This is a genomic window from Cohnella abietis, assembly GCF_004295585.1.
Classification (GTDB): domain Bacteria; phylum Bacillota; class Bacilli; order Paenibacillales; family Paenibacillaceae; genus Cohnella; species Cohnella abietis.
Map to the genome: position 1 here is coordinate 4,144,301 of NZ_AP019400.1, position 15,983 is coordinate 4,160,283.

General features: G+C 40.1%; 17 protein-coding genes and 1 pseudogene. 3 read left to right on the forward strand and 15 right to left on the reverse strand.

What is annotated here, in order from left to right; all coding sequences use genetic code 11:
* The first annotated feature begins 10 nt into the window (after window positions 1-10).
* On the forward strand, window positions 11-694 hold the full coding sequence (locus KCTCHS21_RS18055; RefSeq protein ID WP_130611369.1) for a universal stress protein: 684 nt from the start codon (window positions 11-13) through the stop codon (window positions 692-694).
* A gap of 74 nt (window positions 695-768) precedes the next feature.
* Here the strand turns inward: KCTCHS21_RS18055 and KCTCHS21_RS18060 are convergent, their stop codons facing one another.
* Window positions 769-1,332, reverse strand: a complete 564-nt coding sequence (locus KCTCHS21_RS18060) for a tyrosine-type recombinase/integrase (protein ID WP_130611372.1) — start codon at window positions 1,330-1,332, stop codon at window positions 769-771.
* A 580-nt stretch (window positions 1,333-1,912) separates the two neighbouring features.
* Entirely contained in the window at window positions 1,913-2,248 is a 336-nt protein-coding gene (locus tag KCTCHS21_RS18065; RefSeq protein WP_130611375.1) for a hypothetical protein, read from the reverse strand.
* Between the two features lie 545 nt (window positions 2,249-2,793).
* Here KCTCHS21_RS18065 and KCTCHS21_RS18070 point away from each other — a divergent pair.
* A complete protein-coding gene (locus KCTCHS21_RS18070; RefSeq protein ID WP_130611378.1) occupies window positions 2,794-3,582 on the forward strand; it encodes a nucleotidyltransferase domain-containing protein in 789 nt (262 codons plus the stop codon).
* A gap of 30 nt (window positions 3,583-3,612) precedes the next feature.
* Here KCTCHS21_RS18070 and KCTCHS21_RS18075 read toward each other — a convergent pair whose 3' ends face one another.
* Window positions 3,613-4,251 (reverse strand): AraC family transcriptional regulator, encoded by a 639-nt coding sequence (locus KCTCHS21_RS18075; protein ID WP_130611380.1) that lies wholly within the window; start codon window positions 4,249-4,251, stop codon window positions 3,613-3,615.
* 18 nt (window positions 4,252-4,269) lie between these two features.
* The gene (locus KCTCHS21_RS18080) at window positions 4,270-4,761 is read right to left on the reverse strand and encodes a GyrI-like domain-containing protein (protein ID WP_130611383.1); all 492 of its coding nucleotides are present in this window, start codon (window positions 4,759-4,761) and stop codon (window positions 4,270-4,272) included.
* Between the two features lie 319 nt (window positions 4,762-5,080).
* Between KCTCHS21_RS18080 and KCTCHS21_RS18085 the strand changes: the two genes are divergently transcribed.
* Window positions 5,081-6,835 carry a methyl-accepting chemotaxis protein gene (locus KCTCHS21_RS18085; RefSeq protein WP_130611386.1) on the forward strand — a complete coding sequence of 585 codons (1,755 nt, stop codon included), beginning with the start codon at window positions 5,081-5,083 and terminating at the stop codon, window positions 6,833-6,835.
* Window positions 6,836-6,923: 88 nt separating this feature from the next.
* Here KCTCHS21_RS18085 and KCTCHS21_RS18090 read toward each other — a convergent pair.
* The 11 genes and pseudogenes from KCTCHS21_RS18090 to KCTCHS21_RS18140 form a co-directional block, all read right to left on the reverse strand.
* Window positions 6,924-7,052, reverse strand: a pseudogene (locus KCTCHS21_RS18090) (IS3 family transposase); the annotation flags it as partial.
* 195 nt (window positions 7,053-7,247) lie between these two features.
* Complete coding sequence (locus tag KCTCHS21_RS18095) at window positions 7,248-7,688, reverse strand: hypothetical protein (RefSeq protein ID WP_130611389.1); 441 nt, start codon at window positions 7,686-7,688, stop codon at window positions 7,248-7,250.
* Between the two features lie 711 nt (window positions 7,689-8,399).
* A complete protein-coding gene (locus KCTCHS21_RS18100) occupies window positions 8,400-9,521 on the reverse strand; it encodes an efflux RND transporter periplasmic adaptor subunit (protein ID WP_130611392.1) in 1,122 nt (373 codons plus the stop codon).
* A 22-nt stretch (window positions 9,522-9,543) separates the two neighbouring features.
* Window positions 9,544-10,413 carry a carbohydrate ABC transporter permease gene (locus KCTCHS21_RS18105; RefSeq protein WP_130611395.1) on the reverse strand — a complete coding sequence of 290 codons (870 nt, stop codon included), beginning with the start codon at window positions 10,411-10,413 and terminating at the stop codon, window positions 9,544-9,546.
* A gap of 23 nt (window positions 10,414-10,436) precedes the next feature.
* Window positions 10,437-11,291 carry a carbohydrate ABC transporter permease gene (locus KCTCHS21_RS18110; protein WP_130616575.1) on the reverse strand — a complete coding sequence of 285 codons (855 nt, stop codon included), beginning with the start codon at window positions 11,289-11,291 and terminating at the stop codon, window positions 10,437-10,439.
* A 124-nt stretch (window positions 11,292-11,415) separates the two neighbouring features.
* A complete protein-coding gene (locus KCTCHS21_RS18115; RefSeq protein WP_130611398.1) occupies window positions 11,416-12,846 on the reverse strand; it encodes an ABC transporter substrate-binding protein in 1,431 nt (476 codons plus the stop codon).
* Between the two features lie 255 nt (window positions 12,847-13,101).
* Entirely contained in the window at window positions 13,102-13,290 is a 189-nt protein-coding gene (locus KCTCHS21_RS18120) for a helix-hairpin-helix domain-containing protein (RefSeq protein ID WP_130611401.1), read from the reverse strand.
* Window positions 13,287-13,901 carry a GNAT family N-acetyltransferase gene (locus tag KCTCHS21_RS18125; protein WP_130611404.1) on the reverse strand — a complete coding sequence of 205 codons (615 nt, stop codon included), beginning with the start codon at window positions 13,899-13,901 and terminating at the stop codon, window positions 13,287-13,289. Before KCTCHS21_RS18125 ends, KCTCHS21_RS18120 begins: the two co-directional genes overlap by 4 nt.
* Window positions 13,902-13,978: 77 nt before the next feature.
* The gene (locus tag KCTCHS21_RS18130) at window positions 13,979-14,485 is read right to left on the reverse strand and encodes a DinB family protein (RefSeq protein WP_130611407.1); all 507 of its coding nucleotides are present in this window, start codon (window positions 14,483-14,485) and stop codon (window positions 13,979-13,981) included.
* Window positions 14,482-14,877, reverse strand: a complete 396-nt coding sequence (locus tag KCTCHS21_RS18135) for a GNAT family N-acetyltransferase (protein WP_232057873.1) — start codon at window positions 14,875-14,877, stop codon at window positions 14,482-14,484. The genes KCTCHS21_RS18130 and KCTCHS21_RS18135 overlap by 4 nt, the downstream gene beginning before the upstream one ends.
* A 120-nt stretch (window positions 14,878-14,997) precedes the next feature.
* Entirely contained in the window at window positions 14,998-15,660 is a 663-nt protein-coding gene (locus tag KCTCHS21_RS18140) for an HAD family hydrolase (protein WP_130611413.1), read from the reverse strand.
* Window positions 15,661-15,983: the final 323 nt, after the last annotated feature.

Genomic DNA, 15,983 nt, shown 5'->3' on the forward strand with positions numbered 1-15,983 from the left:
AAATACTTAAATGATTAACGTATATAATGAGAGCATTCTTGTTTGCGTTTATTATGGTCCCAATAGCGAAAGACTAATCAAACGTGGCTGTGCAATCGCTAATATAATGAAAGCTCCGCTGTATATATTGACCATTGATCCGAAACCATTCGACGAACTGGATGCCGAGAAATTACTATATATCGAACAATGGAAAGAATATGCCCACTCTAACGCTACGGCTCAATTTATCATGAAGGATAATGAAAGCCGCCCTGTCTCTAAGATCATTGCGGAAGTAGCTAGAGATAACAACATTACACAGATCATTCTTGGTCAAACAGCGCACAGCCGATGGGAACAAATTACAAAGGGGTCTATCATTAATTCTTTGGTACGCGAGATTCCCTTTGTCGATCTGCATATCGTTTCCGTAGCCCGTTATATTCGGGATGAAGAAGGTAATTATCAAAAGGGAATTCGTGCTTATTTGATTAAAGATGGGAAGAATTATCAGCTAACCTTCAGTCACAGAAAAGATACAGAATATGAAGGTATTTTCTTCAAAGAAGCTGATACTGATTTCGATAACGGAATTTTCCGTTTTATGAAAGATGCATCAACTTTACATGTTCTCGTAATTGACGGGATTGTCACTGAACTAACAAATGTAGATATTAATACAGCATTGGGTCTGGATGACTCTGTTAAGTAAAAGCTAATAATAAAACTTACCTTCTCCGCATGTTCCAAGCGGAGATTTTTTTGTATTTTCAAAACACAGATCTTTTATAAATTAACATCCACTTTAATTGTCCGCTTCTCAGTCCTGTCAATTCCCAGATACTTTAACGTTTCTGCTGTGGAATGATGATGCAAAATGGACTTTAAGATAGAGATGGCAACCCCTCTATAGTACGCATGGTAGCCAAAAGTCTTTCTAAGAGTATTCGTCCCGATTTTCTCAGATATTCCTACCTCCCTTGCCGAGTGGTTAATAATTCGGTACGCCTGTTGACGGGTGATCGGACGACAATCCTTTTTGGATTTAAACAAATAATCCTCGGATTTCCAATCGACGTTCGCTAAATACTCGCTTAATATCTCCGCGATCTTGCTGTTTAAGTAATAAGCCTTTTCTTCTCCTGTCTTTTCATCCTTAAGGTAAAGAAACTGTTTAGCATTCTGGCCATCCCAAACGTCCTGTACAGTAAGATTGAGCAAATCGAGGAGACTAATCCCGGTGTTAATTCCCAAAACAAAAAGCAACAGATCCCTTACAGAGTGTTTTCTCAACTCCTCTTTCATCGCTTGTATGGTTTTTACGTCCCGAATTGGATTAACAAATTGCACAGAGAATCCCTCCGAATAATGTTACTTAACTTAAGGTTAACAGATATTAAGTAACATAACAATTAAAAACTCGCTCTATTTTATAAAAAAAATGACGGAAAGCATGTCATAAAAAATAAAAACACGACATAAGAAGCTTTCAATTGAACATGATACCCAGTCGGACAAGCACCTAATCAACAAGCTCCGATACCCTTAAATATTCTAGAATCATTAATCAGCATCAAGCGCACAATTATCACCGGAAACAAACGCATTCACTATTCAGCGAGCAAATTTTCGGGCATAAAAAAACAGGCATACCGCTGTGGGCATACCTGCTTTGAAACAATTTATGAGATTAATAATTTTCCTACTCATTTCAGAATAGTTATCTATTAAACTGCCTATACATTTGAAAAAAAGGAAAAGTTATTTATCTTAACTCATTTAATCATTACATGCTGCGAAGTAATCTTTATGTTGTATGTATCGTTCAGTTAAAAGGCGTATTTCCTCTCTATAATAACTTGAATTGCGTCTAAGCCCGTAGAGAGGTAGTGTTTCTTGATGTCCATTTCATCACCTCTCGCCAGCCGCATTATAGATACTTTTGATAAAAACCATAGTTTGTCCAATACTCGATTTTTTCAACAATTGCCTTTGTACTCCTACCCCCAAAAAAATATTCCAATGGTTTTTCCCAATTATAATCCTTAATTAATAAAAGTTTATATGTACCGTTTTTATCGCTATCTGGATACCAACCCAAGTCAAGAACAAGATTATATTTACTATTGGTAAGTTGCAATAAATCTTCAACAAAATATGCACCAAAATCATTGCAGTTATCAGGTTCGCATTCATAAAAGTTATTAAATTCTACTGTCCATTCTCCCAGTAATCTTAATGGTTGAATTTCAAATGGCTTATTCATAAATCTCACCTCATTTATACTAGAGATATATGTCCTAAATTGCCCATTAACATTAATCAAAATGGCAGATAATAGTCTAGTCTGCTACAGCGATATCTTTATTCAACTATCGTGTCCCGTTCGAATTCAAGCGTTTCGATAGAGCATACATGAATTATCAATTAGGGCGTACTATCCTTCACAAATAATAATATCACTTATTGGAACCACCCTGCCCTTTAACTTAATTAAATATCCTTATGTATATGAATAAAAAGACAGCTAAGGCAATTTAATCGTCCTAGCTGTCCTTTTATTAACTAGACCAAAGTGTGACTGCAAATCCACCAACTAAGTATATTTTATTCGTTTTTAGTAAAGTAAGGTTGGTGGAGGCGAGGGGAGCCGAACCCTATCCGAAAATATCGCCACACAGGCATCTACGGGTGTAGTCACGGTTTTGATGTCACCTTAGCAGAGCCACGTTTATAATTGACAAAGTTCTTTTGAGATGATAATTTGGCGTATTACCCATTTTATGGGTCATGTTATGAGGGGGGCTTTATATGCTTTTACCTTTACACGAACGATTCGTAAATCAAGCAAAAGAAAAACTTAGTCAAGATCGACGAGTTTGGGGTCTCCTTGCTGGTGGTTCCATGATGACGAAGACCATGGATGAGTATAGCGATTTAGACCTTATCATCGTATATGACTCAGCATACCAAGCACAAATCATGAATGAGCGGCTCCTCATTGCAGAGGAATTGGGCAAGTTGCTTTCTGGATTCACTGGTGAACACGTTGGTGAGCCTCGTTTGGTAATTTGCTTATACGGACCAGAACCTCTGCATGTCGATCTCAAGTTCGTTACATTGGAAGAGCTTAAAATACGAATCGAAAACCCTCTTATTTTATGGGAGAAAGATCAGGAAATCAGTAAAATTTTTGAAGAAACCTCCCCCTCATATCCATACCCAAGTGCACAATGGATTGAGGACCGCTTCTGGGTCTGGATCCATTACGGTGCAACGAAGTTAGGGAGAGGAGAATGGTTTGAGTTAATCGACAATATTACATTCATTCGTAGTGTTGTAATAGGCCCATTGGTTTTAATGAAAAATGGTCAGCTTCCTAGAGGCGTTAGAAAGCTGGAACAACATGGCATCATCGAAATAGAAGAACTAAAAAAGACGATCCCTTTACACGATTTCGAGAGTTGCTACCATGCGTTAAAAAGCACTATTCACATATATAAAAGCTTGCGTCAACATTCTAATGTGCTTGTAAAAGAAGAAGCGGAACATGTTTCTATTGCTTACCTTGAAAAGGTGTATGCTTCGTTGATTAATTAGAATGTAACAAGAGCACCTAATACGGTGCTCCTATTTAATTGGAATATATATATCCAGCCCATTGGTGGAATGGCCTTTTATAAACTCGTAGCACTCAATGGTATCCAGTTCAGCGACCTCATAGCCCGAATCAGGCAACCAAACTCCATATATATATTGATAGATGTCTTTTAAGTGATCCTTATAATTACAATGAGTAAAGACCGCATACTTTGAGCTTGGAATCGTTCTTTTTATCATCCCCAAAGGGACTTGGTCAGATTGAGCAACCGAGAATGATGACGTGTCTGCTCGTCTCTGATGTAACCGATGTCCTATATTGGCCTTTTCATAGAGAACAATATTATCTTTACATCTTCTGTACCTGCCAGGTGTTATTCCAAACATTTTCATAAAAGCACGGATATAGGTTTCTTGTGAATCAAAACCGTACTCCATGGCAATCTCAATGATTCTTTTTTCGCTGGCAAGCAATTCAATTGCACTCTGACTTAACCTTCGTTTACGAATATATTCTTTCACTGATTCCCCAACCATGCCTCGAAAAATCCGATAAAAATGAGTAACCGAAAAAAATGCCTGCTCTGCAAGATTATTTGGGCTGAGATCTTCTTTTAAATGTATTTCAATGAAATCAATTGTTTTGATTATCTTATCGTAGTAATTCATATCATCATCCAGTTACACTCATTTTTCATTAATTGGAAGCCAAAACTCACAACAATTTCCTTTATCCGATTTTCTGGGCGGGTAAGCTTCTATTTCCGGTACATATGCATGAACATACAGGGAATTGGGGAGCCACTCCCCAAAGGCATACATTTCAGCCTCAATTAAGGCTTCAGCAGTTTCTCCGTAATTTTCAAAGATTGCCCAGGTCGAAGCAGGCACCGTAAATCCCTCCAAGTCCCAACCCTTCAGGGCATGGCCACTCTCGGTCGCGACGTAAAACCAGAAACTTATATTTAATGGATTCTTCTCCACACGTGAAACACCTATACAATAACTGTTAGTGACCGTCTCTGCAAGATTATTATGATTATTATGAAATAACTCTACTAAACCCTCTTGTCTGCATTTTTCCCAAAATTGGCTGAACATTGCGTTATCCTGTTCTACCCAGATCTTACGACCATAAATCTTGAATTCTCTCTTGTTTTCAATTCTAACCGTTACCATATCATCAACTCCTCTTGGCCTGTACCGTGAGTATACCTAATTTAGCCAAATTTTTATTGATGTTTCATACCATAAACGCAGCCGTGGAGTTGTCCCAGTAGGTGTTCAAAGCGTTAGCTATATCCCAGTGCTATTAACATAATAAATCCACAATTCGCCCTCTTACTTGTCGCAAATCGAACAGTTGAGAATATGTGTCGACAACTATCAAAGGAAACTGTAGGATAATGGAGAGTAATATTGAACAACATTTGAAATTAGGGGTATTTTGTCGAATGACATTCAGGGAACTAGGACGCCTAGGGAGAGGAACTGCTTCATGATAAAACTTAAAAACCACCTGGCAGTAAAATTATCCATTAGTATTCTGGTGCTACTCATCATCTTGTCCGCCACTTTCATTTACATGCAAATTCAGAACACCAAGAAGGCTAGCAATGAAACGATCGGCAACTTCAGTATTCACGTAGCCGAAGCCTACGCGCAACGATTCGACTTGAAAGCCTACAAAGAATTCCTGAAAGATCCGAAAGAGAACGATCTGTATTGGAGCATTCGCGCAGAGTTGGATCAATTCCGCTCGCAGATCGGCGCGCTGTATATGTACACCTTTATGATCGACGACGAAAAGAAATCTATCCTGCTCATTGACGGTGAGTCAAAAGAATCGGATTCCGCATCGCCGATCGGGGAAGTCTCCGATGTGCCAAATGCATCTATTAGTGCGTTGCTGAGCGGGAAATCGTCGAAGACCGACGTAATCCACAACCCCATGTACGGGGATTATATTTCTTCCTATGTGCCTCTTCGCGATTCGGATGGAACGATTATCGGAATGCTAGGAATTGATACTGATGTATCCGTTGCGTCCGCTATTCATCAGAAAGTCATGAAGAATAGCATCCCCTTATTCATACTGATGGGAAGTTTAACCTTACTTGTCTTTATTCTAATCGCGTGGTTCATGTCCCGTTCTCTGCGGCCTTTGCGTCTTATCGTAGGCAGCGCGGAAGCAATCGCTCGCGGCGATCTTGCAGAAGCAAAGACGCTTCTACTGTCCAAGAACGTGAAGTCCGGCGATGAAATCGGACAAGCATACTCCGCTATGAATAAGATGCTAGAGAGACTGGGAGGTACCCTTGGAGATGTCCTTGGTAATATTACGAAAACGACGGATGATCTCGTCCATTCCACCGAGCAGTTCAGCTTGGAGGTAAACCAACTGGTCTCCTTAAACCAACAGCTCGAGCAATCCATGACGGAACTTGCAGATGGAGCACAACACCAACGTATCGCGTCTGAAGATAGCGCAAAATCTATGGAGGAAATTACGCATGCCATCCAACGGGTGTCCGAGGCTTCCGCCGACGTATCCAATGCTTCCGGCGAAGCACTGGATACGGTGGAGCACGGGCGTAGCTCCATCAATGGATTGAAGGAGCAAGTCTCTTTCATGTCCGATGTCGTCAAGCAGACAACAACCTCCGTGCAAGCGCTTAATACTTACATGTTAGAGATCGAGCCTGTCCTCAAATCCATTGCCAGCATTGCCGACCTCACCAAACTGCTTGCGCTTAATGCTTCAATTGAAGCGGCTAGAGCAGGCGAGCACGGTTCGGGATTTGCCGTCGTTGCTGGCGAAGTACGCAAGCTAGCGGAAGCTTCTTCGGTTTCTACGGCGCATATTACTTCACTTCTACACCAAATCCAACAGGAATCCACACAAATCGGAGCATGGATGCTGAAGGAAAGCGATGAGATGGCGAAAAGCGCAGAGTTATTCAATCAAGTGGAATCGCTGTTCAACCATACGGCTGATCGGTTCCTGATCGTCAACGGCCAGATTCAAGATATTACGGCGGCTGCCCAAGAGATATCGGCCGGCTCCGAGGAAGTCGCTGCATCAGTCGAGCAAATTTCTCAAATCTCCTTAGTGGCTGCAGAACACGCGACGGCGATCCAATCGATGTCGGCCAATCAGTTAAAGGCCACGAAACGCATTGCCGAGACGACAAAGCAGCTTGAGACAAGGACGACCGGCCTGGAAGAAGCGGTGCTGAAATTCAAACTGTAGGCTGCTCCGGCTATCGTTGAAAAGCAAAATCCACAACCATACATGAAGTGCCCCCATAAAGTTAGTTAAGTTATATTATTAAGCAAAACTAAAAGGCATGAGACCGGTACAGTACCGGTCTCATGCCTTTTAGTTTTGCTTTGATTCGCTTGTGATTGTAATAATCAATATATTTAGAAAGCTCTTGTTTAAATTGTTCGACACTTTCAAATTCCTTTTAATACAGGATAATCCCACGTTTAGAAACAAGGAAAAACGTGAGCCTAGAGCCAATTATGTACGTGAGATAATATAACCGAATCCCCCCTTATACGATCGATTTAGCGCAACGAGGCTGCCGATCCATGCCGGCAACCTCGTCTGCGATGTATAATCAACAATAGTTCCCCGTTAGAGTTTAATGATTCATACTTTAATCGCACAATTCAAGTCTGTTTCGTAATTTTGCAATTCCTTTTGAAAGTTCGTTACGATTCTTTCCGCTCTTAATCCAATCAGGAAGCCTGCTCGCCAAACTCTGATTTTTATTGGGGATTCTTTCACGTAGCGAAGCATTGATATAACCATCCATAAAATCTAAATGCTCTATATTATAAGCCCAAAGCAAATTTCCGCAGCAATTAGTCCTCATCCAAAGATTCAGACCCATAAAAGTCCCGTTTCCCCACGTTCCAATCATCGGATCACTCAAAACACCACAACGTTTACATTGTAGAATATATCCGAATTTACCTTCAATTTTTCTTATCCCTTTAGCGCTTTTCATACAATGGGGACACTCAATGAGAATGTTATGTTCGAATAAAAAATCGTAAATTATTTCGCCAGTATCTTTGAATCTTGAATCAGTCATAAAATTAATTTCCTTTTTTTATTTGTTTTCTTCACTTACATCCTTTAATCCATATCTTAGCATGAAGTGTTCAAGAAAACTGCCTCTTAGTTGAACAAAAGCAGCCGATCATTGCGACCGACTGTTTCGTGTGTCATTATTCAGCACTCGTTCTCGGTTTGCTTAATCTGAAGATTAAACATCCAATCCTAATTGTTCAATTAGAAAATCACCTTGTTCGATTTTCAACGTTTTCTTTTCTAAACTATACACCCACCCATTTGCAATTGCATATGTAATCAAACGTCCGCAATTCTTTGGCTTATGAGGGTTGAAGTGAAAACTGTCTTTCCAAGTAAATAATACTTCGAAATATGAGGTTTTGGATGAATATACCTTAAAATTGACAAATTCATTAATTAATGGCCTACTCTGCCCGTTCAATATTTCTTCCTTCGTCAATCGAAAATGTTTCGACTCTAAACATGTAACTGATTATTTCCGACTAATGACCGTAGTTTCATGAAATATCTTTTTTTACCGCGAAACTTATTCAAGTTGATCCTCCAAAAAGTTAATTTTTGTTAATCAAATAATACCACAGGAGGATCCCTTAAGCGTTGTATTAAACTGCCGGTTATTTTTAATAAAAATCAATAACAAAAATTAATATTACCTAATGCATGCGAGCTGAGCTAATTTGGCATCTCAAATTAGCTCAGCTTAAACCGATCAAAGCCGAATTTTGTCACCGTCCTGAAGCGGCTCGCTGCTCTCGATGATGATGCTTTCCTGATCAAATAAACCCTCAGATACGGCTGATAAGGATTCATTTGAATCTATGATAGTTATGAATATTTTACGAGTATAAAATGTATTTCCGAGAGGCCCGTCTTTTTCCTCAATACCAAAGACATACTTCTTGCCTCCTTCGTCGTGAATAGCGTTATTGGGTACTAGGATGACATCATCTGTCGTCTTTGTTAGCTCGACTTGAACTCTTTCGCCCCCCTTAACCGCTTCATCCTTCAGCTTAACCGTAATACGCTTCATCAGATTATTCGCTCCAGTCTCTGTGCCATCACCCGCTTCGACATCCCTAATATCTTCAACTTGACCTTCAATTTGCCGGGCATCACTTCCAGCCACTTGGGCTCCCATTTTTGCCCCAATCTCAAGCTGAGCGACCGCATCAGCAGGAGCCAGAAAACTAAACTCGAATCCAAGCTCACGATTGGAAATAATCACATCAGGCCCACCACCCGAAGCAAGCCCTTCTATTGCATTAGCCTTAATAATAATTCCATCAAACGGGGCAATCAGCTCACGATTTGCTATCAAATCCTCTTGAAGCTTCTTTACTCTGCGCTCCTGAACATCCAAATCTATCGCACTGATTTTCATAGCATGCTTAGCATTGTCGATGCTCTTCTCATCCCCACTGTGCGAGGCCTCAATAAAATTTTTCTGCTGCTCTTCAATCGAGAGCTTAAGCTTCTTAACACTGGCTTGTTCATCCAGAATTTGTTGCTCCGCAGCCTTGTTGTCATAGGTTACTAACGACTGGCCTTTCTTTACCAGATCCCCTACCTTGACCTTAACTCTCTCTACCTTCCACCCCGTGCTATTCGTTAATGCCACCTCTGCCTTCCATTTCACTACCCCACTGCCTACGAATGTATGAACAAGCTGACCACGACTCGACGTAGTTAAAGTTACCTTCGGTAAGGTCAGCTTCATTAACGTGCTACTAAACAACGTAAAAACAATTAGGAGCCCGATAAACAAACCAAAAATGAGGCGAATCCTTCGTTTCCGTCGAGAAATCGCTTGCTCATTAGATTGCAATTCCACTATGCTCACCCCGTAAATTTGACTAACCTTTTATCCCAGATAGCTGAATGCCTTCGATAAAGTAGGACTCTGCATATAAAAACAACAGCACCATCGGGGCCATATATACAGCAGAAGCGGCAAAAGCGACACCAAACGCTCCTTCGTTAATACGCGATAAATACAACGATAAGGGCTGCTTAAAGGAATCCTCCAGAAAAATGAGCGGCTGCTCGACCATGTTCCAATTGTCCACAAACAGCAATACAACCAACGCTGCAATTCCAGGCTGAATAAGGGGGACAATTATTTGATAGAAAATTCTCAAATGTCCCGCTCCATCCATTTTCGCCGCTTCGATATAGGAATAAGGGATGTGCAGCATAAACTGTCTCAGCATAAACACCCCGAACGCACTGAATATTCCCGGTAAAATAATAGCTGAGTTGGTGTTCATCAGTCCAAGCTTGTCCGCAATAATGTAGTTGGGCACCAAAGTGACCTGAAATGGCATCAGCATCGTCATTAAATAAACGACAAACAGCTTATCCCTTCCCCAAAATCGGAGCTTAGCAAACGCATAAGCAGCCAATGACGCGACCAGTACTTGCCCGATAATGATCGGTACAACTAAATAGACAGAATTCCAGAACATATGGAGGAATACCGGCTTATGGATAAACACTTCCGCATATTGGCCAAAGGACACCCAATCTGGGATCAGCTTCAGATTAATAAATCGCTCCTTCTCCCCTGCTGCGGTATTGACCATTTTGCCAATAAGACTGTAATTATAGTTAATCTCGGCCTCGGTCATTAACGAATTTGTAATGGTGACAATAATGGGAAATAGCATCGCCGTAGCGACTACACCCATCACAATCGTCAGTGCTAGCTTGCGGAATAATGCCATTTTTCTCACCATCCTTACTTGCCTTAATCCATGAAATTCCGAAAGCGACGCTCTACAGCAAGCAACAAGCTCACTAAAATCAAAATACAGCCAACCATCAAGGTAGCAGCAGCTGTCAGCTTCTGAATATCAAGCGATAGAAACATATTATTCATATAATGCTGAAGCATATAAATACTGTCATGCGGATAATCGCCTGCTATTAGGTAAGTTTCACGGAACACTTTGAACGAATTAATAATGGACATTAAAGTGACAAAAAACATCGTTGGAGTTAGATATACAAGCGTAATATGAATCCATTTGTGAAACTTACTTGCGCCCTCGATATCAGCCGTCTCATAATAATCCCTCGGAATACTTTGCAGCCCAGCTAAAAACAAAATGATGTTATACCCGATGTTTTTCCAGATATAAACAATAACTAAAACTCCGGTTGCCCAATTTGATTTCATCCAGTCGATTCGTTCTATATGCAAGCTTTGCAGCCAAACATTTAATGTGCCATTCCAGTCGAATAAAATTTGCCACATCATAACAATAGAAGCGACAGGTACCACTAGAGGCATTACAAACGCAGTTTGAAGCCAGTTCCGGATAAACAGCTTTTGGCTTAGCAAATGTGCAAATAATAAGGAAAGCGCAATAATGAGCGGCACGCTTACACCGGTAAACAGGAAAGTATTTGCCGCTGCTTTGCGAAAGGATGAGCTCGCATGCAATGCCTTGTAATTGTCCAATCCGACGAAAGAACCATCAACCGTGCTATCTTGAAAGGAATAAAGAAAACCCATGGCAAACGGGATAAGATAAAAAATAGCAAAGCCAATCAAGCTCGGCGCCAAGAAAAGAACAGCAACTACCCCATCTTTGCGCATTAGCTTGGTCAGCTTGCCCCAATAAAGCTTGCCTTGCTTACCTTCCACGTTTCATACCTCCTATGGATTGCTTTAGAATGAAGGAACCTTGAATATCTATTCAAGGTTCCTCGGAGGCAGCCAGCTATTCATTCAAAATCGAAGTCACTCGATTCTGAATTAACTTAGCCACAGCTTCTGGAGATTTCTGACCGCTATAATACGCTTGGGATTCCTCCCTGAGAATTTCGTCGATCTTGGAGGGCTTAAACTGTACGGGATAGATCGCCCCGGTCAGAAACTTGTCCAAATCGTCGATATCCTTCTGCGTAATATCAAATACCTTACCTTTCATAGGTCCGATTGGCTGAACAGACTCCACCTTCCCTATTTTCAACAGATCCTGCGCTGTTTTCTTATATGAAGCTTTATTTAACGGGAAACCGGCCCCTTTTGATTTATCCTGCATCTCATCAGACAGCATAAATTTAAGGAAATCCCAAGCCTCGGCTTTTACAGCTGAGCGATCATTAAGACCAATTGTTTTATAGGTTCTAAAGAAGCTTCCTGTTTGCTGTCCATTTGCATTTGGCTTAAAATACAGCTTGGACTTGTAAGCAAGATTGTTAGGGAAAAATTCGCTTTGCTTTAATTCACGAATATAATCAGCAGGGGAATTAATTTGTGCCTCGTTAAAGATCGGGAATCCCATCTCTTGGCTAATGATTTTATCATCAAATAAGGACTTCACTTCCTTGAGCAAATCCGTAAAAGCGACGGAATCAAAATTTGCCTTCCCATTGACCTGATCTACAAAGGTTGAAAATTGATCGTTTACCCGTTGGGTTATCATATATTCGGGCAAGCTTCTTCCTAATGCAAATTGGTGATCTTTGTCCGCATTTTTCACCAGTTCCTTGGCTACGCTAGCAAATTGACTCCAGTTCCAATGCTTGTCATCGAACTTCACTCCGCTTTTCTCAATAAAGGTTTCATTACCGAGTAAAGCAAATACGAAGAAACCCATAGGCATGCCGTAATTTCCTCCGTTGACCTTCAAACCGTCCAATACATTAGTGAAATAATTGTCCTTCTTGAAGGTAGGGTCGTTATCCATTAGGTCGCTCATATCAGTCAACAAATGCTTTTTTATATAATCCCCGGATGGCAATTGATCCATCTCCATAAGATCAGGACCTTTACCTGATAGCATCGCTGTGTTCGTTGTTTTGACGAACTTCTCTAGATTTTCTTCCAGCTGTGCATCGTCCGTCGAGACCGATTTCAGCTCAATCGTAATATTGGGATGCTTAGTTTCATATCTCTTTTTTGCTTCTTTAAAGAATTCGTCTGGGAAAAAGGTAGAAAACACAACGGTCTTTTTCTCCGTAGTTGATGGAGCGCCGACAGTCCCCCCTTTTGCTGGTGGCTCGGTCGTCTGGCCATCTTTCGGTGTCTCGCCTACATTAGGTGTTGTAGTGACATTTTCATTTCCACTTCTATTTCCGTCGTTGCTGCATGCAGTAGCCATAATGATACAAATCAAAGTAAACAGAATAAACAGGGTTCTCTTCATTGCTATCTTCCTTCCGTACTCTTCGTTTTATTTTTTTAGCCAAACGTGGTCACCCGTCGGTAGAAGCCATTTTGCCAATATGTCGCTCCTCTTCTCTCTGCGGTACTGTCTCAGTATAGTGGGGAGATATATGATAAGTGAGATAGACTTATATAGAAGTTGTAAAATTTGAAGCCGGCATAAAATAAAAAAAAGACTAAGCCTAGGTCATCAAAGATGACAAAGATTTAGTCTTTTTTATTCTGTGTGGGGAATCTACTTCGAGAAAGTTAGACCTTTCGCCTCTAGAGCATTGCGAATTTGTTTAACAGCATTTGGACCAATACCATGTAATTGCTTAAGCTCCGCCTCGCTGATCTTTGAAATCTGCTCTAATTGTAACAAGTTGGCATTGGTAAGTGCACGAATGGCTGGTTTAGCTAGTCCTGCTGGAAGATCACTCATCTCGATTCCTCCCTAACGTAATGATGTTGTTCTTCAGTGTATCTATCCTCTGTGAGAAACCCTTCAAGTCTGCTCTTTACATCATTCCATTCACTTTTGATAACACTATATATGAAATAATCCTTATTGTAATATTTCTTTCTTAATAGTCCTTCTCGCGTTGCACCTAATCTTTCTATTGCCCTTTGTGACCTTACGTTTTCCGTTGTTGTTACGATTTCAATCCGAACTGTATTTAGAACTTCGAATACATACCTAATCATCAAAAACTTTGTTTCCGAATTCACTCTTGTTCTCCACACTTTGGGCGAGTACCAGGTTGATCCTATATTTAAATTACCGTGCTCTTCTGAAATTCTAAGAAATCGTGTTGTTCCTACAAATTCATTAAGCTCTTTATCAAAAACAGCAAAAGGAAATTGTTCTTTCCTTTCACGACCTTCTAATGCTTTATAAACAAACTTATCCATTTCTTCAATGGTATTGATCTGCACGGGATAGCTAGCCCATATTAGCGGGTCCCTAGAGCATTCAAATAAAGGAATCGAGTGCTCAATTTCCAAGGGTATCAATTTAACTCTCTTTCCTTCTAGACCAGCAAAATGATACAAAAATAGCCCCTCCCTTTGGGCTTGCGCTTATTTCCAAACGAATATTTAAGTTCCGGATTACACTTTATTTTTCAGTACTATTTCATATTTTTGACTAGTTCTTTATCAATAGCTTCCTTTAATGATTTTTCATCAATACCATTTTGAACAAATTGGAATTTCACCCCCGTTAACCTTTGTGTCCTATCTACAACTTGTCCAAGATGATAGCCTGTATGCTCTACAAGGTGATATATATTGTACATATCCAAAGAAGCTGCATCACTAATCGCAATATCAAATTCCGCAAATGTTTGTTGAAGATGCTCAATCAAAATCTCTTTATCCTGCACAGGATCAGTAAATAAGTTCTCTATCCCAGATTCGTATTTTATATCAGGATTTATTAAACGCTGAGTATTCCTTTTGATATGTTCAATAACATGGATAACAATGCCTCCGATACTATTCGAAGATTCCGATTCTTTGAAAATAATTTGGCTATTGTTCAGAGATTCTAAACAAGCTTTGAATTTTAAGTAGTAATGGCTCTTCATCCTATGTTTTGAAATGATCATAAATTCATTAGATAGATTCGTAGTCATTTCAGCCTCCTCGATGAAAATGTTTGAATCGGCCCTGCCCAATCCTCTTCTGTAATCTCTTGATAATTACTCTTTGTATAGCTTTCAATTGTTTTTCTCCAAAATATTTGAGCTGGTTTGTTGGCAGCTATCTGAGCAACTTTCCACTCGCCACAGAATAAATCAAATACTTCAACTGCAGCGTGTTGACCAACTCCTTGACGCCTATATTTCTTCATTACAAAGAATTCAGCCAACGAATATATAATGTCATTATTCTCATTAGTCCCAATCTCTCTAATTAAGGCAAATCCGGCCAACATTCCATCAACCCTAATAAAAAAAGGATGCCTGCCCTCTTCTGTAAAGTAATGATCCAAATACATATATTCATACTGGCCATTCTCATTCACGTCGTCCGAATCAAACTCGCTAAAATCATACTTATATAATTCAATAAGGTTCCTTAAAGTAGATTTCTGATGATATTCAACCTTATGTATCGTTGTAGTTGTCAGGATGTTTCCCCTTTTCTAAATAAGCTCATACAGCGCACCTAATTTATCAATTTGATGTAATGGTTTGGTAGCTATCCCATCTTTCCAAGGTTGATTTACTTTCATCCATATTGTTTTCATTCCTATTTTGGCGGCTCCCTCAATATCATTCACAGGATGGTCTCCAATATAAACGCATTCTTCAGGGCTCAATTCTAGTTGCTGTAATGCCATTTCAAAAATTCTTGGATCCGGTTTCTTAACTCCAGCTTCTTCTGAAACAATAATCAGATCAAAATCATCTCTAATCCCTAGTTGATCGATTTTCCCATATTGAATTAGTGTCTTCCCGTTTGTGATTAATCCTGTTTTATACTTCTTTCGTGCGTGTTGCACAATTTCTCTGGCCTGCTCCATTAGTACAGCACTACTAACATACTCAGTGCTATAAAACTCCATCAGCTCGGTTAATGAGGGCTTTGTTTTCCAAGGCAGCTCTTCCAATAGCTCCGAAAATAACTCCTGTTTATCTTTGTACCCATCTTGATCAAGATGAATGATTCGATTAAAGATATCATCTGGCTTTTCCAAATGGTCAAAAAAATAGCTCAAAAATGCGTTAGTAAACCTTATAAAGGTACTCGTTCGATCTAGAATCGTATTATCCAAATCAAAAATAATTGCTTTGATATTATTCATTATATCCCTCCAGAAATGATAGATTAAGTTGGTTTACATCCGTTTCCTCCACCATTGTCGCGTTTTGCTACTTTGAGGGGCGGTTTGCTTCCGTTTCCTCCGCCATTGTCGCGTTTTGCTACTTTAAGCGGCGGTTCGCTTCGGTTTCCCCCACCATTGTCGCGTTTTGCTACTTTGGTGGGTAGTTTGCTTCCGATCCCCTCACTATTGTCGCGTTTTGCTACTTTGATGGGCTGTTTGTTCCGACTCCTCCACCATTGTCGCGTTTTGCTACTTTGATGGGCTGTTTGTTCCGACTCCTCCACCATTGTCGCGTTTTGCTA

Excerpts from the sequence above, each read along its gene's own strand:
- KCTCHS21_RS18120 (WP_130611401.1), bottom strand. The coding sequence starts at position 13,290 with ATGAGTGATCTTCCAGCAGGACTAGCTAAACCAGCCATTCGTGCACTT.
- KCTCHS21_RS18065 (WP_130611375.1), bottom strand. The coding sequence starts at position 2,248 with ATGAATAAGCCATTTGAAATTCAACCATTAAGATTACTGGGAGAATGG.
- KCTCHS21_RS18070 (WP_130611378.1), top strand. The coding sequence starts at position 2,794 with ATGCTTTTACCTTTACACGAACGATTCGTAAATCAAGCAAAAGAAAAA.
- KCTCHS21_RS18075 (WP_130611380.1), bottom strand. The coding sequence starts at position 4,251 with ATGAATTACTACGATAAGATAATCAAAACAATTGATTTCATTGAAATA.
- KCTCHS21_RS18095 (WP_130611389.1), bottom strand. The coding sequence starts at position 7,688 with ATGACTGATTCAAGATTCAAAGATACTGGCGAAATAATTTACGATTTT.
- KCTCHS21_RS18105 (WP_130611395.1), bottom strand. The coding sequence starts at position 10,413 with ATGGCATTATTCCGCAAGCTAGCACTGACGATTGTGATGGGTGTAGTC.
- KCTCHS21_RS18080 (WP_130611383.1), bottom strand. The coding sequence starts at position 4,761 with ATGGTAACGGTTAGAATTGAAAACAAGAGAGAATTCAAGATTTATGGT.
- KCTCHS21_RS18115 (WP_130611398.1), bottom strand. The coding sequence starts at position 12,846 with ATGAAGAGAACCCTGTTTATTCTGTTTACTTTGATTTGTATCATTATG.
- KCTCHS21_RS18110 (WP_130616575.1), bottom strand. The coding sequence starts at position 11,291 with ATGCGCAAAGATGGGGTAGTTGCTGTTCTTTTCTTGGCGCCGAGCTTG.
- KCTCHS21_RS18055 (WP_130611369.1), top strand. The coding sequence starts at position 11 with ATGATTAACGTATATAATGAGAGCATTCTTGTTTGCGTTTATTATGGT.
- KCTCHS21_RS18130 (WP_130611407.1), bottom strand. The coding sequence starts at position 14,485 with ATGACTACGAATCTATCTAATGAATTTATGATCATTTCAAAACATAGG.
- KCTCHS21_RS18140 (WP_130611413.1), bottom strand. The coding sequence starts at position 15,660 with ATGAATAATATCAAAGCAATTATTTTTGATTTGGATAATACGATTCTA.
- KCTCHS21_RS18085 (WP_130611386.1), top strand. The coding sequence starts at position 5,081 with ATGATAAAACTTAAAAACCACCTGGCAGTAAAATTATCCATTAGTATT.